Source organism: Aporhodopirellula aestuarii (assembly GCF_023701485.1).
GTDB classification, from domain to species: Bacteria; Planctomycetota; Planctomycetia; order Pirellulales; family Pirellulaceae; genus Rhodopirellula; species Rhodopirellula aestuarii.
Genome location: NZ_JAMQBK010000092.1, coordinates 1 through 19,327, shown reverse-complemented (window position 1 = coordinate 19,327; position 19,327 = coordinate 1). Strand labels below are relative to the sequence as shown.

Here is a 19,327-nt window from a genome sequence, read left to right as displayed (position 1 = left end):
GATACGAGGCGCAAAGTTCCGCCGTCGCAGGGCGTGACAGGTCTGGTGAATTCCATCAGCGGATAGAAATTTCATTCCGCTTCGATCACGCCATCCACAATTCGGAACCGACGATCGGCCAGCACATCCGCCTCGATCCGATTGTGGGTGACATGAAGCGTGGTCACGTGGGTGGCGTCTTTGAGCGTCTGCAGTAGCGCGAGCATCTCATCACGGGTTTGTTCGTCGAGGGCGCTGAGTGGTTCGTCTAACAGGAGCACCGATGGTTCTCCGGCAAGGGCTCGTCCCAACGCCACCCGCTGAGCTTCCCCGCCACTGAGCCCCTCGACGCGGCGACCGAGCAGATGCGTGATTCCGAGCATCTCAGCGGTTTCGTCACGACGCTGGTTCACTCGCTCGCGTGGCGTTTTGCGCAATTTGAGTGCAAACTCCAGATGCTCGCCCACGCTGTAGGTCGGAAACAATGCGAGGTCTTGGGGCACATAGCCGATCTGCCGGTCGCCGGGGGAAAACCGCGTGACGTCGGTGTCTTGAACCCAGACGGTTCCCGATGTTGGTTTTCGCAAACCGCAAATCGTTTCCAGGATCGACGTTTTGCCGCATCCCGTTTTGCCCATCAGCACGGCGTATTGTCCGCGTTCGATTTCGATCGAGATGTCGGACATTGAAAAGTCAGCGATCTGGATCGCGATCTGGTGGAGACGAATCATCGGGATCTTTCTCCTGACATCATTGCCATCCCCAATCGCCGTGTTCCTAACACCCGTAACGCGAGCAGAACCACGATGGCGATCGCGACCATCAACAACGACACCGCAACGGCGGCATTGAGATCGCCTACGCTCAGTTCCAAGAACACCGACGTCGAGAGAACTTCCGTTCGCATCCGAGTGGCGCCGGCAAAGACAAGGATCGGTCCAAACTCGCCGAGCGCGCGGGCCCATGCAATCGTGAGCGACGCGACAATGCCGCGTCCCGCTTGCGGCAACGCGACTTTCGTGAACGCTTGCAGTCGGGTGCAGCCGAGGGTTCGGGCGACGTCTTCGGCGCGGGCGTCGATCTGATCAAAGGTGACACCCATCGTTCGAACGGCAAACGCGCACGCCACTACGAACTGCGCCAAAACGACCGCGGGCCAGCGATAGGTGACCGGGAAACCGACTTCGTCTCGCAACCACGATTCCAATTCCCACCCGCTGTTTCCGATCGGTAGATGGAACAGGATCAACAGACTCAGTCCGAGCACCAACGGCGGTAGCACGATCGGAATGTCGATTAACGTGTCGACCACGAAACGTCCCGGAAACTGAAACCGCGAGAGCAGGTACCCCAGCGGAATCGCGACGATCACCGACAGGATCGCAGACACGGTGCATGAAAGCAGCGTCAATCGGATCGACGCCCGTATCTCCGGCTTCGCGAGCACATCACGAAAGTCAGCGAGTGATGTGAACGCCAGATCGGCGGCGATCAACAACACGATCAAAAGAACGAAACACGACGAGATCCCTCCCATCAATAAGAAGAACGGGGCATCGCTGCGGCGGCGGGGCACGAGCGGTCGATTGGACACGGGTGTAGGCGAGACGTGTGAAAAGAAAAATAGAAAAGGGTATCTAAAACTTGCGGCGTGGAGCGAGAAACCAAAATCAAACGAGACTTCACGGCGACCACGAAGCCTTCCGGCCGAGGGCAAAGCGGAAATGGATTGAAGTAGTGGATTCCGCTCGGAATCCTCCATCGAGAACTCTGGTTAATTCCAGAACCAGTCATTCTCCGCTTGATCCTGAGCGAGTTTCCTCGGTGGGATCGATTGGCACCTCAAACCCGTGCTCACGATAACGTTGGCGGCCGCGGTCGTTTGCGGTGAGGAACTCGACAAAACGCATCGCCGACGCCTTCCGTTTCGATTCCGTGATGATTCCGATCTCGACATCCGAGGTCGCATCCTGCAGTTCCGGGATTTCGATGAACTCGAGGCCAGGATAGTCGTGCAGGACGGCATCGTAAACGATGCCCGTATCGGCCGATCCCACCGCGAGATCGTTGGCGACCTCCGTCACGTTTCCGCGATAGGCCGTGGTCGCCTGATCCAGCGATTTCCACAATCCTTGTCGCTGCAACGTCGCACGGGTCAACCGACCGATTGCGGCGGCGTCCGGGTTAGCTTGGACGAACCTCACGTCACCACGCAGGCAATCGGCAAGTGTTCGGATCGCTTTCGGGTTCCCGCGACGAATGGCAATGACCGCTTTCATGCGAGCGACCGGGAAAACGTCCGAAACCAGCTGTTTGTCGCGAGCCGATTCCAGATAGCTCGCGTCGGCGGGGAGAAACAGATCGCCGGTGTGGCTGACTTCGATCTGTGCCAGCAATCCTTGCGAGGGGCCGTAATTGACAAAGACTTGGCTGCCGAACTCGTGGCGGTAATCCGCGATGATCGTTTCCATGACCGCTTGATTGCTCGCGGCGCAATATACCGTGATCGGTTCCCGCCAAGAGTCGTCGTCCGACGGAGCTGCGGATTTTGCGCGCCTCGCAGCGTTGTCGTCCGTGCCTGAGAGTTGGAGCAATAGAAACGGCAGTGCGGCGACTAACGCGAGTAACAGGAGCAGTGGGCGGTTCATATACGTTCATCGATCCGCGTCGTTCGCCGTGAGTGAGCCGGTGATATGCCGGTCCAGTGAATTGCCCGTAATGTAAACCAATCCACATCAATCGAAAGAAGGTAGACCAAGATGAACGCTGAAGAACCGATGCAAATGTCGCTGCTGACTTGGATGGTCAATTCGCTCGGAACCACCTACCTGATCTTGTTGCCCGCCGCAGCACTGCTTTCGATCGTGTTGGCTTTGGTTGTCGTGATCCGTGGTCGGGGTTCGATGGCGGCGGCGATGTTGCTGTTAATCGTTCCGCTGCCTTTATTGGTCGGTTTCTACGCGTCACTGCACGGTGCGATCATGTCGTTTCAGATTCTCGCCAGTGGATCGTCGGCTCCCAAGCCGACCGACGTGGCGATGGCGTTTTCGGTCGCGTTGATGCCGCCGTTTGTCGGCCTGCTGATGATGGTCCCCGCCTACACGGTGGCCACGATCGGCACGTTTGTCAGGTCACTTACCGATAAGACAGCGAACGGTGAATAGGCAATCACCGACGCAGTTCGCCGCTCCGCGCGGGCGAGGCGGCTGCAGTGTCCGTTTTAGCGAGTCGCCGTTGCCGGAACGGTCGCTTGATGGACGAGTGGCGAGCCTTCGAGCGGTGTGAACTCGGCGAAGACGGGCAAGTAGCTCGAAACAGCTTGAGCCTGAGCGACGCTGAGATTGTAGACCCGCAGGAAATCGTAAACACCGCCACGGCCGATCGCTTCGGCGGTCAATTCACGATCAAAAAGCACGTTGCTGGTTTGGTGACGACCAAAGATGTCTGTCGGCGTGCTGGTGACCGATGCACGCACGTTGGGGCCCGCGATGACCGGTAACAAGTACGAGTCGTCGGCTTGAAACAGGCCCGTGAGCACGACATCGTCTTCGCCACGTCCGTCGTCGCGGACGGACTTGATCAATTGACCGAGCAACGCGACTTCTTGCGGGGCACGTGACAAATCGATCCGGACGTTTACCAGGCTGAACGTCCACGCTTCGTTCACGGGCGGTTCGGCGGCCCGGAACCAGGCAACAAGAGGATCGTAGGTCAATTGGTTGTCGGGATCAGCAACCGTGTACGTTTGCGTCCGGTCAACGCGGACGCGAGCGGGATTGAACAGGATCGCCAGCTGCTCTCCACGATCTTCCGGTCCCGTGGGTGGGCCGAGTACATAGTCGTACAGAGGTGCTCCGCCACCGAGCGAACTTTCATTGATCGCGTCGACCATGCGAGGCACGAGGTCCATCTGCAGCGACGAGATCTGCTGAACCGCGATCACATCAAACTGACGGATGACGCGGACGAGATTTTTTCTGGCCAAATCGCTTGCTAGCTTCGTCGGTCCGAACCCGTCGAGGGCCCACGAGGCCACGCGGAGATTCGGGGCAGCGAAACGCGCCCGGCGGCTGAAGTCTGGTGAACCGCCACGGGCGTGAAGATCACTTGGACTCGAAATAATCGGATCCGCCTCAAAATCGGGGTCGGCCGGGCGAGCTGCCGTCAAAGACTCGTTGCCGACAAACCGGTCGCTGGGAAAGCCGCCCTTATTCGACGTGCTTGGCCGCTGGCGTTCGATCGAAGTCGAGGAGGTAAACGTGAACGGATCCCCCATGTCAACGATTCCGCTCTCCTGTTTGGGGGAGATCGAAACCCCGTCGAGCCCGTCGACGTTGTAGTGACGAAAAAAGTACCAACCGCCCCCGACCAGACACAGCACGATCAGCCCGGCTTGAAGCGGGTGTCCTCCACTGGATTCTTGGGACATGGGATTGACTGAACTTCCGGTACGTGGGGCAAACGCAAAATTGCCGGGGAAAAAAAATGGGAATCATCGAAAATGCGAAACGTTTTCCCGGCTATTCGACTTCATCGGCTCAAACCGTCGTCAGTTTCAAACAATTTCACGAAAACGACTCTTCCCAATCGGGTCCGCTGACATGTCGACCTTCGATCGTTATCTTGGGTGCTCGTTTCCGAACCTCGCAAAACCCTCTTAATTAGTAGAAAACGTTTCCGTGAGCGAAATCATTCCAGTCGATGTCCCGACCGTCGGTGAATCCATCAGCGAAGTCCAGATCGGCACCTGGCTAAAGAACGACGGCGATTGGGTGGAAAATGGTGAGGATTTGGTCGAGATCGAAACCGAAAAAGCGTCGGTTCAGATCCCTGCCCCCGCGAGCGGTTACTTACAAGACGTTTTGAAGCAATCTGACGAGTTTGCTGAAGTGGGTGAAAGGATCGCGAGCATCCGTGTGGCCGAGAAATCCGAGTCCGGGGGTGGAGATGCGGGGGCCTCGTCGTCGGCATCCAACTCGTCGCCATCGACTTCCCCCGCACCCGCCGCTCGTCCGGCGGCGACCGCCACGCCAGAGAAGCCCGCCGGTGGAGGTGGAGCCGCGGGGTTTGTCATGCCCGCCGCCCAACGTTTGCTCGACGAACATTCGCTCAACGCGTCGGACGTGCCCGCGACGGGCCCCGGTGGACGATTGCTCAAGGAAGATGTGCTTGCGTACATCCGCAGTGGTGCGTCTCGCCCTGCTCCTGCCCCAGCAGCTCCCGCAGCACCGGCGCCCCGGCCTACCCAAAACGCGGCAGCCCAACCGTCGATGGAAATGACTCCCTCGCATTCTCTGATTTCCGAGAGTGCCTACCGCAGCGAAGAAGTCAAACCGATGAGCATGCTGCGGCGAACGATCGCCTCACGCCTCGTCCAAGCCCAACAGACGGCGGCTCTGCTGACCACGTTCAACGAAATCGACATGTCACCGGTCATGAAGATCCGGTCGAAATACAAAGACGCGTTCGCGAAGAAGCACGGCGTCAAACTCGGGTTCATGTCGTTCTTCGCCAAAGCGGCCGTCGAAGCGCTTCGGCGATATCCTGCCGTCAACGCTGAGATCCGCGGCGACGCGATGGTCTACCGCAATTACCAAGACATCGGTATCGCCATCGGCGGCGGAAAAGGATTGGTTGTCCCTGTGCTGCGAAACGTCGAACGCATGTCGTTCTCGCAAATCGAAGGCTCGATCGCCGAATACGCGAGACTGGCGGGAGAAAACCGTTTGCAACCCAGCGATCTGATGGGCGGAACCTTCACGATCAGCAACGGCGGGATCTACGGATCGCTGCTGAGCACGCCGATCGTCAATCCTCCGCAAAGCGGCATCTTGGGTCTGCACTCGATCCAAGAACGTCCGATCGCCGAAGACGGCCAAGTCGTGATTCGGCCGATGATGTACGTCGCGCTGACTTACGATCACCGGATCGTTGATGGTCGCGAAGCAGTCGGGTTCTTGGTTGCGATCAAAGAAACGATCGAAGACCCGGCGCGTCTCTTCTTGGAAGTCTAGAGTCGTTCTCTCTTTACTGTAGCCACCGTCGCCAGACGGTGGACTCTTTGCTGTTGCCACCGTCGCCAGACGGTGGATCACGCTCTAGCGAACGTAGCTGCTAAAGAGAGATAGCCTATGTCGCCAGACTTCGGGGGACTGAAATCTGGCGAATCAGGCTGCTCCAATCAAAAGTTGCTTCCGCCGGAATCCATTCAGGCGGAGCGGTGTCGAGGCCTCATGCTGTGCCCCCGCCGTATCGTTTTTTGCAAAAAGACGTCCAAATTGGACGCTTTGATGGAATCTCTCTGTAGAACGCTTTCTGTTGGAGAGCGTCGCCCCGGCGATCCTCCACGAGAATTCTGATCATGCAAAAAACACTTGGTCTTATCACGCTCGTCGTTTTGTTGGCCCTGCACCCCCGTGTTGTTGGCACGCAGTCCAGTCATCTTGGCACCGCCAAAAACGCCGAGCAAACGACTGGCATCGATCAGAAAAAAAATCCCTGTCCCCGATATGCGAAGAGCCGCCGAGGAGAGGCGTATCAGCCAGGCATCGCCGTTCACCAATCCGGTACGATCGAAGATTGGTACAAGTGCGAACGGATTCGGATTCTCCAAGACGTTCACAGCCGAGCGGTCGCGGCCAACTTTGCGGTGATCGATTTCGACAAACGTGGCGATTTGCCGCTCGACCAGACAGTTCGAAACTGATCGTACTGCCCCTCACGGTCGGGCGGAGACTCACCACGCTTAACGGGCAACCGATCATCGGGAACACCGATTCCATGTAGGAGAAGATCCACGCGGAGTCCGGGTTTGATCCGCATTCCGACGTCGATATTCTCTCACTGCGTTTTGGGGCCTCGGACGAGGTGAACTTTGGTCGCGGTTGCCCGGCAGTAACGTCTGAAAAGCATGGCGATGATTTGATCGTCACGTTTGCGGGTAACAGCGGTTTCACCTCCGAGAACTTCGCCGGGAAACTACTTGGTGAAAACACCGCGGGGGGGCTGATCTTCGGTTGGTCGAGGCTGCCAAGGGGGAACTACATCGAACCAATTCTTTCGGCCCGTGCACCGGCCTTCCACGGTGCTTCCGCGGATGTCAAAATTGAAAACTTCGGGCAAGTTGCGTCCCCAGTAGGTAAGGTGACTCTCCTGTTCGGTAGCAACGTAGTCGCATCAGGAACCGTCCCCGCGTTGGAGCCGTTTGGCGAAGCTGCCGTACGGTTGCGGTTGGCTAGTAAGCGGCCTCAGAGGGAAGATAAAGTTACCGTGCGAATCGAACGTAATGGGATTGAGTTCGTTTACGCTCTCTCAGTGATACGTCGCTCGCATTCAGAAACTCAAACCAAGAAACCGAAGTCACATCATGAACCGAATCGCTAACCGTTTCGTCGCCGTTCTGCTGCTATTGACGCTCAATATTGCGAGCGCGCATTCCGTTGCAGCGGAGGCTCCCAACGTCATCCTCATTTTTGCCGATGATCTCGGTCCCGGCATGCTCGGATGCTATGGGCAACAGATCGTCAAAACGCCGAACATCGATCAGTTGGCTGCCGAGGGAATGAAGTTCAACAATTACTACGGGGCCGTTTACTGCGCGCCGTCGCGTTGGACGTTGCTCACCGGAATGCATGATGGTCGTGTAGGTGGATGGGGGCAAACGCGTGCCGGCCTGCCGATCCTCCGTGATGCCGGAAAGATTACCGAAGAAGAATACCAGCGGCGGATGGAGCAGCTCAAGCGGACCGCAAATCCGATCGCTCCCGATGAAGTCTTTCTCGCTCAAATCGCACAGAAGGCCGGTTACCAAACAGCTCAATTTGGAAAGCTCGATCGAGGTTTTCTGACCTGGCATGAACGGGTCAAACGCTTTGGCTGGGATTTCTACGAAGGTTATTTCGATCACCAACGCTGTCATGGATTCTATCCGCCCTATCTGTGGCGAAACGGTGAGAAGTTCGAGTTGCCAGGTAACACGCTCGCCGATTGCGGCAAGACGAGTGAGCAAGGTGACGAACCGGTTGGTTATGGAGGGGAAACGTATTCGCAAAATGTGTTCATCAAAGGCATTTTGAAATACCTCCGTGAACACCACGAGGAACGCTTCTTCTTGTATCACCCCACGCAGCTTCCCCACGGTCCGGTTGCGATCCCTGAATTGCATCCCGACTTTGCCGATCATCCGACGATGTCGCTGGCGGAAAAGAAGTATGCGTCGATGGTCAAGATGCTCGACGACCACGTCGGGCTGATCATGACGGAACTGAAGCGATTGGGGATCGATGACAACACGATGGTGTTGTTCACGTCCGACAATGGGCATGAGCTTTATTATGGCCCCAAGTCGGACTACAAAAATCACCGCACACCCGATGGTGAAGAAACCAACCTGACGGACAAGAAGTGGCGAACGTCCGAGCACGGTGACGTGTTCAACGGTGCCGGCGGTCGTGCGGGACTCAAACGCAGTGGGTATCAAGGTGGCATGCAGTGTCCCATGATCGTCCGTTGGCCGGGGAAAGTCGCGGCGGGAACCCAGACCGATTTGTTGACCGCCCACTATGACTTTTTGCCGACGTTGGCCGATCTCGTCGGTGTGGAACCGCCAGCGGGTAAAGACGGCATTTCGTATCTGCCGACGCTGCTAGCAAAGCCGCAAACGCAGACGCATGACTACGTCATCGTCAATAACCACTTCACCCACACCGGTAACAGCGCCTTAATCAGCGGCGACGGAATGAAGTTGGTTGTGGCCGACAAGGCGAAAGGCTTGTACCAGCTCTACGACATTCTCAAAGACAACGAAGAGCGAAACGATTTGGCTGCCCAGTATCCTGAAAAAGTCGAGCACTTCAAAGAGATCCTGGAATCCCAAATCGATTCACCGCGGCCGGATCTCAACCAAAACCCGAACGCAGCTTCACCGGGAAATGAAGGTTGATCCCGTAGCGAAGGTCGTCAACCTTTGTTGGCGACGTCGTCCATCGGATACCGGATCGATCGTGGCTCTTAACGAACGGATATCGGGACTGAGTCCGTCAGGCCGTCACGTGAGAATGTGATGGGCGACTGATTGGCTACCGGAAAGGCATCGTCCCAGGAATAGACGGATAAGACCGCATTGCCCGATCGGTGCGCGGTGATCAATCCGAATTTATCGACGGAGACAATTGAGGGATCGCTTGATTCCCAGATTACGTTGTTGCGAGTGGCATTGGAGGGAAGCACATCCGCGGTCATTTGTGCACTTTCGCCCGATCGCATCGCGACGCTGCGGTTGCGGATTTTGAGTTCGGTGACCGCGACGTAACGATGAGCCGCGAGCACGTCACCAAGGCGATCAAAGGCGTCGCGTTGTTCGGTGTCGAGCGTTTCGATATCGAGTCCGCTGTGATAGTACTTGTTCCACCCAGGGCCTTTCACTTTCGTTCTGCCGCTGGTTTCGAGGCGGTCGGAGCGAAGGTCGAAGAAGCGTCCTGCGGGATAGTACCTGTCCGGACCGTAGCGTTTGAAGTTTTTGTCGAAGGCGTACTGGAGCACCTCGGATGGATCGGTCATCGGGCGGTTGTGGTTGTACCAGACGTATGACGATGTTCGGTGTTCGTCCTGTTTACCCAACGCCTGTTGCCAGAAACTGATACCGTCCAGATCGGCTTGGTTAGGTGGGACGATTCCCGCCGCGTCGCAGAGCGTGGGGTGGATATCGGCGAGGTCGACCAAGCCATCGTAAGTTCGATCGGAATCAGAATCGCCGGTGGGAATCGTACCGGGGAGGGAAAGTACCAAGGGCACGTGAGTCCCGTTGTCCGTCGTGCTGCCTTTGCCGCCTGGATACTCGCTGCCATCGGGAAGGATGTGCGTGAACGGTTCTTTGGTGCCGTTGTCGCCCATCACAACGATAAGTGTGTTGTCGCGTAAACCGAGCGTGTTGATTTGATCGACAACCTTGCCGATCAGCTTGTCTGTGTAGGCGATCATGTCGGGAAAGTATTTCAATTCGTTGCGACGCCGTCCGTTCTTGTCGCGGCTCATCGCATCGAATTCATCGAATGCTGAATGAGGAATCGTATCGGGAGTGGGCAGGTGTTCGTCATGGACCAATATCATCGGATAGTAGAGGAAGAACGGTTCGGTCTGATGCCGTTCGATGAAGTCCAACGCGAAACGGTTGCAGATGTCGGGGCCGTACCAGCGGCGGGCTGTGGCCGGATCAATACCCCGTTCGTCGTTGTAGTTGACAACCTCACCGTTGATGACCAAGTTCGGGTTGATGTAGCGACGACCTTCGCCGATGACATCGAAACAACAGTATTCATCCCAGCCGAATTCGGAGATGTAGTCTTTCGCGAGGATTTCCACGGTGCCACGTGTTTGTTTCCATTTGCCCGTCATCCCGGTGACATAACCCGCCCGTTGGAAGAGATCTCCAAACGTGATGTCCGAGGCATGTTGGCCTTTGCTCACCAAGTGATTGCGGTTGTTGTACTTGCCGCTCATCAAGGTCGTGCGAGTGGGTTCGCACAAGGGATAGGCGAACGCGTTGCTGAACCGCAGCCCTTCGCGAGCCAAGGCGTCGATGCGTGGCGTCTGGAACACGATATTTTCAAATCCGCCTGCCGCCGATGAAATGCGGTTGGCGCCATAAGCGGTCACGCCGTAATGGCTGAGGTCATCGATCAAAATAAAGACCACGTTGCGACGAGACGTTTCCGCCGCTCGGCAATCAATCGATCCCTGCAACAGGATCGTAACGGCGACAACCAGAACGCGTGTCGTGTTCATGTCACAAGTCTGCATGCTTTTTACGGATAAGAGTGTGGGGACTTCGTCAGTCGCATGTGAACGATCATCAGATGCGCGTGCAGTCTAGTTCATTTGTTGAGGTCATACCAAGCAATTGGCGGTTCCGATCGCACTAGCTCGACCAGGGTTGGTGTATAGATCGTCGGTGCAGTTGGAGGTTACCGCATGCGCGTCATTACGACACATCATTGCCTCAAAATGGTGATGACAAATTGCCACATCAAACAAATCGAAACGTGCGCGAATTCATCGTGTTGGAACGGATGACACTTCCTGGGTATATCGCATCAACATCAAATGACTGGTGACTTGCGGTCCCACATTATCAAGGCGACAGGCCGATGAAATTCAAGACCAAAGGATTCACGTCTCTCCTGCTTTCAATGCTCTTTTCGTTGGTTGCGGTTTCAGGAGTGGTTCTCTATCTCACGCCTCGAGGTCGCACCGCGAATTGGAGTGGTTGGACGATGCTGGGGTTGGACAAGCAAACGTGGGCGTCATTGCACATCAATGTTTGCCTGCTGTTTTTTTTCGTGGTTGCCTTGCACCTGCTCTATAACTGGAAAGTGTTGTGGAGTTACGTCCGAAAACGATCAGCCGGATTGAAACTCGCGGGCGGCTTTAATTTGAAATGGGAAATGTTGGCAGCCGCCTTGATCACGGTAGTCGTGACAGCGGGGACGATCATGCAATCGCCCGGTCTGACGGTGACGGCTGAGTTGAATGAGCGAATCAAAGATTACTGGGACAGCCATATTTCGACCGGTCCCGCACCTCACGCAGAAGAGTTTACGCTTGCTGAGTTCGCCGAGAACATCGGTTTGACGCACGAGGAGCTCATCACGACGCTTCGCGGCGAAGGTGTCAAAGTCGTTCGAGTCGACGCAACCGTTGGCGAGATCGCGGAAGAGAACGCGATGGTACCCGCAGAGCTCTTTGCGAAACTCCAGTCACAAAATCCACATGCTGCCAATCGGGGCGGCGAAAGGAGAGGAATGGGCCGCGGTGATGGGGAAGGTGGAGGCCGCGGTATGGGCCAGGGGATGGGACGCCGACGGGGTTTGTCGCCGGACGATGGCGCCGGTCAACAGCAATAGACGCTGCTCGACAACATTAAAAAAAGTCATGGCGAGAATTGGATCTCGCCATGACGATTAGTAAATGACGCTCGTGCCCACTTGTGCGACGATCATGCTGCGTCGCGTGAACGCGTTTTTGGATAGAGGCAGTGGCCGCTCGGGTCAGTCGGCTTTGGGGGCCGGTTTGCTGGCGGACGAATCTTTGCTGCTCTTTTTCTCAGAGCTACCAGAATCCGATTTCTTCGCGTCGGCTTTGGCGCCTTTCTTGTAGCTCTCGCTGCGGTAGTCGGTTTGGTAGAACCCACTGCCTTTGAACACGATCGCGGCACCGGCGCCGAATTGTCGTTTCAGCTTCTTCTTTTTGCATTCAGGGCACTTGGTTTCAGGTTCGTCATTGATGCCCTGAAAAATTTCAAGCTCGTGACCGCAGGCTTCACAAAGGTAATCGTAGGTTGGCATGGAGGTGATTGCCGAAAAGATGTGAAAGGGACAGGGGAGATTGTTTTGTGTGGAGTTCGAGTGGGTATCCGCTCGATGACTGGTGGGTTTGCGTTGCTACGGCGTACCCGCGCTGACGACGACTTGCGCCGGTCGGATCACGCGGCCGTGCATGGTGAAACCGCCAACGGCCACGTGCGCGATTTTGCCTGATTCGATTTCCGGATGAGGCATCTGTGAGATTGCTTCGTGGACGTTCGGGTCAAACTCTTCGCCGTCGGCTGGGATCGGTTCGACGCCATATTTTCGCAGCGTGTCATCGAGTTGTTTGGCAACCATGGCGACGCCTTCACGCAGACCTTCGGCGGCCTCGGTCGCTTCGCTCGCGTTTGCGGCGTCGATCGCGCGGTTGAGGTTGTCGCGAACTTGGAGGATGTCGTTGACCAACGGCATCGCGGCGAACTTCAGCTGGTCTTCGTAATCGCGTCGCATCCGTTTACGGAAGTTTTCGGCTTCGGCTTGCGCCTGCAGCACCCGTTTGTCGGCGGCTTCGACTTCGCTGCGCAATCGATTCATTTCTTCATCCCTGGTTTCCGGTTCGGCGTTGTCGCCCTCGGAGGTTTCGTGGGCTTGGTCGATCGCCGCATCGAGTGTTTCGGTTTGATCGTCGCGGAGTTCGTCGTTATCGGATTGGGAGGTGGATTCGTTCATGATGATTTCTTTTCAGACGGGCTTTCCGGTTCGGGGTCGAAGAAATGCCTGAGTTTATCGAGAAAGGAGGTTCGTTCGGGGAGCACGGCCTCGTGATCGAGATCGGCGAGTTGCCGTAGTAGTTTTTCTTGATCGGGGTTGAGCTTTTTGGGGACTTCGATGAAGACTTGCACGAGCAGGTCGCCGTTGCGGCCGCTTCGGTGGTCCACGATTCCTTGCCCACGTACGGTAAACACATCGCCGCTCTGCGTTCCCGCGGGGATCGTGAGTTGGTGTGGGCCGTTAAGGGTGGGGACTTCAATTTCCGCGCCTAACGCTGCCTGCGGATAGGAAATCGGCAACTGCAAAATCAGATGTTTGCCGTCGCGTTTGAATAGGTTGTGTGGTTTGACCGCGATGAAGCAGTAGCAATCACCGGGCGGTCCACCGTCGGGGCTCGGTTCGCCTTCGCCCTGCAAACGGACCCGCATGCCGTCATCGACGCCGGCGGGAATTTCGACGTTGAGTTCCGCTTTTTCGTTCTGCAGTCCCGTGCCACGGCAGTTGCTACAAGGCTGGCTGATTTGCTTTCCCGCGCCTTGGCAGGTCGGGCAGGTCGTTTGAACGCGCAGGATCCCCGCGGACTGGATGACTTGGCCCTGTCCACCGCACATCGTGCAGGTAACCGGTTCGCTGCCGGGGGCGGCACCGCTGCCGTCGCAAGTTTCGCAGGTGACGCGGCGTCGAAACGCGATGTCTTTGTGGCAACCGCGAGCGGCTTCCTCAAGCGTCAGCGTGACGTCGCAGCGGATATCGGCGCCGCGGCGGACGCGTCTTCGACCGCCACCGCCTCGACGTGATCCGCCACCGAAGAAGTCACCGAAACCGCCACCACCGAACAAATCACCGAACGCTTCGAAGATATCTTCGACGTCGCCATATTGATGGGTGGCCCCTTCCACGCCCGCGTGACCGTATTGGTCATAGCGGGCACGTTTGGCCGGATCGCTGAGGACCTCGTAAGCTTCGGTCGCCTCCTTGAACATGGCGACGGCGCTGTCGTCCTTGTTCGTATCAGGGTGATACTTGATCGCGAGTTTGCGGTAGGCACGGTCGATCTGTTGCTTGGTCGAAGATCGCTCGACGTTGAGGATTTCGTAGTAACAAGTCTTGGTTGCCATGAAACCGAATTGGTTGGAAGATTGGTAATCGAAACGGGCCGTTCGCCGATAGCGAACGGCCCGTCGTTAGTGAAAGCCTTCGGACGTCGTGGTTGAGTTCCGCCTATCCCGTTGGCGGCAAGCCGCTGAGGTGAGAAGCGGACGAGACGTCCGAGAGGGGCTAGTTGATAACGCCTTCGACGGGACGTTTGTCTTTGTCTTCTTGCTCAAAGTTCGTCACGAGGGCTTCGGTGGTGAGCAACAAGCCGGCGATACTGCTGGCGTTGATCAAAGCCGTGCGAACAACCTTCACGGGGTCGATGACGCCCGCTTTGATCATGTCGGTGTATTCGCCGGTGTGGGCGTTGTAACCGATTTTCGGGTTGTTCTTTTGCAGGACTTCGTCGACCACAACGCTGCCGTCGATACCGCCGTTGTCGGCGATTTGACGCATCGGGGCATCGAGAGCTCCGAGCACGATGTTGACACCGACCTTCTCGTCGCCCTTGGCTTTCTTGAGCGCCGCTTCGACTGCTTCGCGGCAGTACACAAGCGCCACACCACCACCAGGAAGAATGCCTTCCTCAACGGCCGCACGGGTCGCGTGAAGGGCGTCTTCCAAGCGAGCTTTGGTTTGCTTCATTTCAGCTTCGGTTTCGGCACCGACGCTGATCACAGCAACACCACCGGCCAGTTTGGCAAGGCGTTCTTGGTACTTTTCCTTGTCGTAATCGCTGTCGGTTTGCTCGATTTGGGCACGAATTTGACTGACACGTTTGTCAATTTCTTCGCGTTTGCCGGCACCTTCGACGATGGTCGTGTGACCCTTGTCGACGGTGACCTTTTTGGCCCGACCGAGTTGTTCGAGAGTAACGTTCTCAAGTTGGATGCCGAGGTCATCGCTGATCAGCGTACCGCCGGTCAGGGTTGCGATGTCGCCGAGCATGGCTTTACGACGGTCACCAAAACCAGGTGCCTTCACCGCACACACGTTGAGCGTGCCGCGGAGTTTGTTGACGACCAGCAGGGTGAGTGCTTCGGCGTCGACGTCTTCGGCGATGATCAACAGAGGTTGACCGGTTTGGGCAGTCTTCTCGAGCAACGGCACGAGGTCGCGGATGTTGCTGATCTTCTTCTCGTACAGCAGCACCAAGGCGTTCTCGAGGTTGGCTTCCATCGAGCCCGGATCGTTGATGAAGTAAGGCGAGATGTAGCCTTTGTCGAACTGCATGCCGTCGACATATTCGACTTCCATGCTGCGGCTCTTGCCTTCTTCGACGGTGATCACGCCGTCTTTGCCAACACGCTCGAGGGCGTCGGCCAAGAGGCTGCCGATCTCGTTGTCGTTGTTAGCTGAAATGGCACCGACCTGAGCGACTTCTTCTTTGCCGCTGACGGGGCGTCCCATTTCGACGAGTTTGGCACAAGCCGCATCGACAGCCTTCTCGATACCGCGACGGATCGCGGTCGGATTGCTGCCAGCGACGATGTTCCGCAGACCTTCTTTGAAGATCGCACGGGCGAGCACGGTCGCGGTGGTGGTTCCGTCACCGGCGAGGTCGCTGGTCTTTTGAGCGACTTCGATGACGAGTTTGGCACCCATGTTTTCGAACCGGTCTTCCAGTTCGATTTCCTTGGCAACGGTAACACCGTCTTTGGTGACGGTCGGTCCGCCGAAGGATTTATCGATGATCACATTGCGACCGGTAGGTCCCATGGTGACCGCAACGGCGTTTGCGAGTTTGTCCACACCGGCCAACATGCGGGCCCGGGCGTGGTCCTCAAATAGCAACTGTTTTGCCATGACTGAGATTCCTAAGTGAATGAATGAAATGAAGCGAGAGAAACCGACGTGTTAGCCAATCTTGGCCAAGATGTCGCTCTCACGAAGGATCTTCATCTCTTCGCCGTCGACTTCGACTTCGCTTCCGCCGTACTTGCCGTAGATCACAACGTCGCCCACTGCGACGCTGAGCTCGCCACGGTTGCCACTATCGAGCAATTTGCCTGGGCCTACTGCAACCACAGTTCCGCGTTGTGGTTTTTCACGAGCCGAATCGGGGAGCACGATTCCGCCAGCGGTGGTTTCTTCAGCTTCGTTCGGGCGAACGATAACGCGGTCATCGAGGGGGCGAAGGTTGATAGTTTTGGTCGCTGCCATGAGGGGAATTCCTAGTTAAAAATTGAGTTAATTGTGTTTGTCGCCACCGTCACCAAACGGTGGAGCGAATTGGTTGTGGGGGAAAACCACGCTCGCGATTGAGCGTGGTGAAGTTTTCTCTCGGAAAGGGCTTTCCGGGGCCCGCAACGCTCCGTGGAAGAGCGGTGCAGAAGCGGTCTACATCATGCCGCCCATGCCACCCATTCCTCCCATGCCGCCCATTCCACCCATGTCGGGCATGCCGCCGCCCATTCCATGGTCGTGGTGATCTCCACCGCCTTCTTCTTCCTCAACAGGAATGTCGACGATGAGCGATTCCGTAGTCAGCAACAGCGAGGCAACCGATGCGGCGTTGGTCAGCGAGGTGCGGACCACCTTGGCTGGGTCGACGATACCGGCTTGGATCAGGTCGCAGTACTTGTCGGCGTTAGCGTCATAGCCTTCGGTCTTGCTCTTGAGCTGCGAGACACGATTAACGACGACGGCTCCATCGAGGCCGGCGTTGTTGGCGATCGCACGCATCGGTTGGTCGAGCACGTTGCGGATGATACGGACGCCGAGCTTTTGATCGCCTTCGGTTTCCTTCTCGAGTTTCTCGACCGCTTTGCGGCAGTGCAGGAGTGCGGTTCCGCCACCGGGGACGATGCCTTCTTCGAGTGCGGCTTGGGTGGCAGCACGGGCGTCATCGATGAGTGCTTTGCGTTCTTTCATCTCGGTTTCGGTGGCAGCACCGACGTTGATCTGAGCGACGCCACCGGCGAGCTTGGCAAGGCGTTCTTGCAGCTTTTCGCGATCGTAATCGCTGTCGGTGTTTTCGATTTCGCGGCGGATTTGAGCGACGCGGCCTTCGATGTCAGCCTTCTTGCCGGCACCGCCGACGATGGTGGTCGCTTCGCTGGTGATGCGAATGTTCTTGGCACGACCGAGGTCCGACAACTTGACGCTTTCCAGGTCGATGCCGAGGTCTTTGAAGATGGCCTTGCCGCCGGTGAGGACAGCGATGTCGCCGAGGATGGCTTTGCGGCGGTCGCCGTAGCCAGGAGCCTTAACAGCACAAACGTTGAGGATGCCACGCATCTTGTTGACGACGAGAGTCGCGAGGGCTTCGCCTTCGGTGTCTTCGGCGATGATCAACAGCGGCTTCTTCGATTGGCTGATCGCTTCGAGAAGCGGGATCATTTTTTTGTTGTTGCTGATTTTTTCTTCGAAGAGCAACACGTAGCAGTCTTCGAGTTCGACCGACACTTCGTCTTGGTTGGTGACGAAGTGCGGCGACAGGAAGCCGCGGTCGAACTGCATGCCTTCAACGACGTCGACGTAGGTTTCATTGGATCGGCCTTCTTCGACAGTGATGACGCCGTTCTTGCCGACTTTGGTGAATGCGTCGGCGAGGACGTCACCGATTTCGGGGTCGTTGTTACCAGCGATCGTTGCGACTTGTTTGATGTCGGACTTGCTGTTTTCTTTGATCGGGGTTGCCATTTTGGCGATTTGCGCCGTGCAGACGTCGACAGCTTTTTGGATGCCGCGGCTCAGAGCCATCGGGTCGGCTCCGGTGGCGACCATTTTCAGGCCTTCGCGGAAGATCGCTTCGCTGAGGACGGTAGCGGTCGTGGTTCCGTCACCGGCGACATCGTTGGTCTTGCTGGCAGCTTCTTTGACGAGTTGAGCACCTAGGTTTTCGAACGGGTCGTCGAGCTCGATGTCTTCGGCGACGGTCACGCCGTCCTTAGTGACCTTGGGCGAGCCCCAACCTTTGTCCAAAACGGCGTTGCGGCCACGTGGGCCAAGGGTGCTGCGGACGGCGCGAGCCAATTTGCTGACGCCAGCCAGCAAAGGGCCTCTCGCGTCATCGTCAAAAACGATTTGCTTTGCCACGGTGTGAATCTCCTGAGATTGGCGACAACCGAGATCCGCGATCTGAGCAACTTCGACTCCGAGGTGATCCTCCGCGTCGGCTGGAACAAATTCCCTCCGGGGTGTCGGATCACGTGTTTCTTCTTGGGTGGAGTGCGAGAGGCGATGCGGATCCGGGCCATACGGCCGGAAAGGGAATGGGGGTAATTGGATGGTGAAGCGAAGCAAGAACGGTCCCGTCGGTCAGACGGACAGAACCACCCCGCGGTTCCCGTCCATGAGCAATCGGCGTACCGGATGTGAATTCCGTTTTGTAAGTCGATTGCTGGCAATGGTTTGCGTGTTTGGTGGTTGTCCCGTTTGAGGGGGCCTCCCGTCGCAACGTGTCACGCTGGCAGTGAGCCGATTGGGGAACGCCCCCGGCGAGTCGTTGGGGCTCGTCCAGGTCTCGGACCGAGTTGCGACGCACGTCCAGAACGTCGGTGCCGCTTCGGCGGGCGACTCCACCCTGGCGTCAACATGGCCCGGGACGTGAACGCGTCGGGAGCGAGGGCGGATTGAGATCGCGGCTCGCCGGATTGCAGAGACGGCCCATCGAGGGAGATAGGCCGTTTTTAGAGCGTTTCCATCTGCGCTCTGTAGCCACCGTCGCCAAACGAAGGGCCACGTTCTGCTGAGTGTCAACCAGATGTTGGGTCAGCCAGATGTTGGGTGGCACCGTTCGTCAAATCGGCCATGAGCTAGCAACCAGATGGTGGGTGGCACCATTCATTGGTCCAGCTTTCAAGCCCGAAGGGCTGACACAACCCATGCCGGGGCCAACAGGCCCCGGAACCCCGCCCTAACCCAACTCCAAGACCCGGAGGGCCGACACAACCCGGTCACTACTAACTCGGCGGGGGAAAGTGTGTCGCCCCTTTCAGGGCTTGGTGGTTTGAATAGGCATCCGTTACCGGGGGTTCACACCCTTGTCATTACCCACAACTTTCTGCGTTACAGTCCACCAATGAGGTTCATTCCGTCAAGTAGGGATTGGAGTTTTCGATAGCCACGCCAGACGGTTTGCCAGCCGGGTTCGCCATCACTTGCGCGACCAAGAAAGCCTCCCAGTTTTGCGACTTCACGGAAGAACGTGTAGACCGTCATGTCAGTCAGCTTGG

17 protein-coding genes are annotated in these 19,327 nt (G+C 57.1%); 5 read left to right on the top strand and 12 right to left on the bottom strand.

Translation table 11 applies throughout. The features are described 5' to 3' along the window. Positions 1 to 71: 71 nt before the first annotated feature. The 3 genes from NB063_RS28605 to modA all read right to left on the bottom strand — a co-directional run bounded on the left by NB063_RS28605 (position 72) and on the right by modA (position 2,627). Positions 72 to 710, bottom strand: a complete 639-nt coding sequence (locus NB063_RS28605; RefSeq protein WP_250932530.1) for an ABC transporter ATP-binding protein — start codon at positions 708 to 710, stop codon at positions 72 to 74. After that, positions 707 to 1,573: an ABC transporter permease gene (locus tag NB063_RS28600; RefSeq protein ID WP_250932528.1), complete on the bottom strand. Its 867-nt coding sequence runs from the start codon at positions 1,571 to 1,573 to the stop codon at positions 707 to 709. The genes NB063_RS28605 and NB063_RS28600 overlap by 4 nt, the downstream gene beginning before the upstream one ends. 196 nt (positions 1,574 to 1,769) lie before the next feature. Then, the gene (modA, locus tag NB063_RS28595; RefSeq protein ID WP_250932526.1) at positions 1,770 to 2,627 is read right to left on the bottom strand and encodes a molybdate ABC transporter substrate-binding protein; all 858 of its coding nucleotides are present in this window, start codon (positions 2,625 to 2,627) and stop codon (positions 1,770 to 1,772) included. 111 nt (positions 2,628 to 2,738) lie between these two features. Here modA and NB063_RS28590 point away from each other — a divergent pair, with 111 nt between their 5' ends. Further along, entirely contained in the window at positions 2,739 to 3,143 is a 405-nt protein-coding gene (locus tag NB063_RS28590; RefSeq protein WP_250932524.1) for a hypothetical protein, read from the top strand. Between the two features lie 56 nt (positions 3,144 to 3,199). On the opposite strand, the gene NB063_RS28585 is transcribed toward NB063_RS28590, so the two are convergent. Beyond that, positions 3,200 to 4,408, bottom strand: coding sequence for an exonuclease/endonuclease/phosphatase family protein (locus NB063_RS28585; RefSeq protein WP_250932522.1), 1,209 nt, complete (start codon positions 4,406 to 4,408; stop codon positions 3,200 to 3,202). Between the two features lie 250 nt (positions 4,409 to 4,658). Here NB063_RS28585 and odhB point away from each other — a divergent pair, with 250 nt between their 5' ends. From odhB to NB063_RS28570, 3 genes are all read left to right on the top strand, one after another. After that, positions 4,659 to 5,993: a 2-oxoglutarate dehydrogenase complex dihydrolipoyllysine-residue succinyltransferase gene (gene odhB / locus NB063_RS28580; protein ID WP_250932520.1), complete on the top strand. Its 1,335-nt coding sequence runs from the start codon at positions 4,659 to 4,661 to the stop codon at positions 5,991 to 5,993. Between the two features lie 347 nt (positions 5,994 to 6,340). Further along, positions 6,341 to 6,685 carry a hypothetical protein gene (locus tag NB063_RS28575; RefSeq protein WP_250932518.1) on the top strand — a complete coding sequence of 115 codons (345 nt, stop codon included), beginning with the start codon at positions 6,341 to 6,343 and terminating at the stop codon, positions 6,683 to 6,685. A gap of 660 nt (positions 6,686 to 7,345) precedes the next feature. Further along, positions 7,346 to 8,920: an arylsulfatase gene (locus tag NB063_RS28570; protein WP_250932516.1), complete on the top strand. Its 1,575-nt coding sequence runs from the start codon at positions 7,346 to 7,348 to the stop codon at positions 8,918 to 8,920. Between the two features lie 68 nt (positions 8,921 to 8,988). On the opposite strand, the gene NB063_RS28565 is transcribed toward NB063_RS28570, so the two are convergent. Next, positions 8,989 to 10,761, bottom strand: a complete 1,773-nt coding sequence (locus NB063_RS28565) for a sulfatase-like hydrolase/transferase (protein ID WP_250932514.1) — start codon at positions 10,759 to 10,761, stop codon at positions 8,989 to 8,991. Between the two features lie 362 nt (positions 10,762 to 11,123). Between NB063_RS28565 and NB063_RS28560 the strand changes: the two genes are divergently transcribed. Further along, positions 11,124 to 11,879 carry a DUF4405 domain-containing protein gene (locus NB063_RS28560; protein ID WP_250932512.1) on the top strand — a complete coding sequence of 252 codons (756 nt, stop codon included), beginning with the start codon at positions 11,124 to 11,126 and terminating at the stop codon, positions 11,877 to 11,879. 144 nt (positions 11,880 to 12,023) lie between these two features. Here the strand turns inward: NB063_RS28560 and NB063_RS28555 are convergent, their stop codons facing one another. The 7 genes from NB063_RS28555 to NB063_RS32695 form a co-directional block, all read right to left on the bottom strand. Continuing rightward, entirely contained in the window at positions 12,024 to 12,320 is a 297-nt protein-coding gene (locus NB063_RS28555) for an FmdB family zinc ribbon protein (RefSeq protein WP_250932510.1), read from the bottom strand. 96 nt (positions 12,321 to 12,416) lie between these two features. Continuing rightward, positions 12,417 to 13,010, bottom strand: a complete 594-nt coding sequence (grpE, locus tag NB063_RS28550) for a nucleotide exchange factor GrpE (RefSeq protein ID WP_250932508.1) — start codon at positions 13,008 to 13,010, stop codon at positions 12,417 to 12,419. Further along, positions 13,007 to 14,170 (bottom strand): molecular chaperone DnaJ, encoded by a 1,164-nt coding sequence (gene dnaJ / locus NB063_RS28545; protein WP_250932506.1) that lies wholly within the window; start codon positions 14,168 to 14,170, stop codon positions 13,007 to 13,009. Before dnaJ ends, grpE begins: the two co-directional genes overlap by 4 nt. 160 nt (positions 14,171 to 14,330) lie before the next feature. Beyond that, on the bottom strand, positions 14,331 to 15,953 hold the full coding sequence (gene groL, locus NB063_RS28540; RefSeq protein WP_250932504.1) for a chaperonin GroEL: 1,623 nt from the start codon (positions 15,951 to 15,953) through the stop codon (positions 14,331 to 14,333). A 51-nt stretch (positions 15,954 to 16,004) separates the two neighbouring features. Then, on the bottom strand, positions 16,005 to 16,310 hold the full coding sequence (gene groES, locus NB063_RS28535) for a co-chaperone GroES (protein WP_250932502.1): 306 nt from the start codon (positions 16,308 to 16,310) through the stop codon (positions 16,005 to 16,007). Positions 16,311 to 16,487: 177 nt separating this feature from the next. Continuing rightward, positions 16,488 to 18,188, bottom strand: coding sequence for a chaperonin GroEL (gene groL / locus NB063_RS28530; RefSeq protein ID WP_250932500.1), 1,701 nt, complete (start codon positions 18,186 to 18,188; stop codon positions 16,488 to 16,490). 972 nt (positions 18,189 to 19,160) lie between these two features. Continuing rightward, positions 19,161 to 19,313, bottom strand: coding sequence for an IS4 family transposase (locus NB063_RS32695; RefSeq protein ID WP_407652742.1), 153 nt, complete (start codon positions 19,311 to 19,313; stop codon positions 19,161 to 19,163). Positions 19,314 to 19,327 lie beyond the last annotated feature (14 nt).

Bases quoted from the DNA above. Each gene is read 5' to 3' on its own strand.
- NB063_RS32695 (WP_407652742.1), bottom strand. From the start codon at position 19,313: ATGACGGTCTACACGTTCTTCCGTGAAGTCGCAAAACTGGGAGGCTTT.
- NB063_RS28570 (WP_250932516.1), top strand. From the start codon at position 7,346: ATGAACCGAATCGCTAACCGTTTCGTCGCCGTTCTGCTGCTATTGACG.
- NB063_RS28575 (WP_250932518.1), top strand. From the start codon at position 6,341: ATGCAAAAAACACTTGGTCTTATCACGCTCGTCGTTTTGTTGGCCCTG.
- NB063_RS28555 (WP_250932510.1), bottom strand. From the start codon at position 12,320: ATGCCAACCTACGATTACCTTTGTGAAGCCTGCGGTCACGAGCTTGAA.
- NB063_RS28585 (WP_250932522.1), bottom strand. From the start codon at position 4,408: ATGTCCCAAGAATCCAGTGGAGGACACCCGCTTCAAGCCGGGCTGATC.
- dnaJ (WP_250932506.1), bottom strand. From the start codon at position 14,170: ATGGCAACCAAGACTTGTTACTACGAAATCCTCAACGTCGAGCGATCT.
- groL (WP_250932504.1), bottom strand. From the start codon at position 15,953: ATGGCAAAACAGTTGCTATTTGAGGACCACGCCCGGGCCCGCATGTTG.
- NB063_RS28590 (WP_250932524.1), top strand. From the start codon at position 2,739: ATGAACGCTGAAGAACCGATGCAAATGTCGCTGCTGACTTGGATGGTC.
- NB063_RS28560 (WP_250932512.1), top strand. From the start codon at position 11,124: ATGAAATTCAAGACCAAAGGATTCACGTCTCTCCTGCTTTCAATGCTC.
- NB063_RS28605 (WP_250932530.1), bottom strand. From the start codon at position 710: ATGATTCGTCTCCACCAGATCGCGATCCAGATCGCTGACTTTTCAATG.
- NB063_RS28565 (WP_250932514.1), bottom strand. From the start codon at position 10,761: ATGAACACGACACGCGTTCTGGTTGTCGCCGTTACGATCCTGTTGCAG.
- grpE (WP_250932508.1), bottom strand. From the start codon at position 13,010: ATGAACGAATCCACCTCCCAATCCGATAACGACGAACTCCGCGACGAT.
- modA (WP_250932526.1), bottom strand. From the start codon at position 2,627: ATGAACCGCCCACTGCTCCTGTTACTCGCGTTAGTCGCCGCACTGCCG.
- groES (WP_250932502.1), bottom strand. From the start codon at position 16,310: ATGGCAGCGACCAAAACTATCAACCTTCGCCCCCTCGATGACCGCGTT.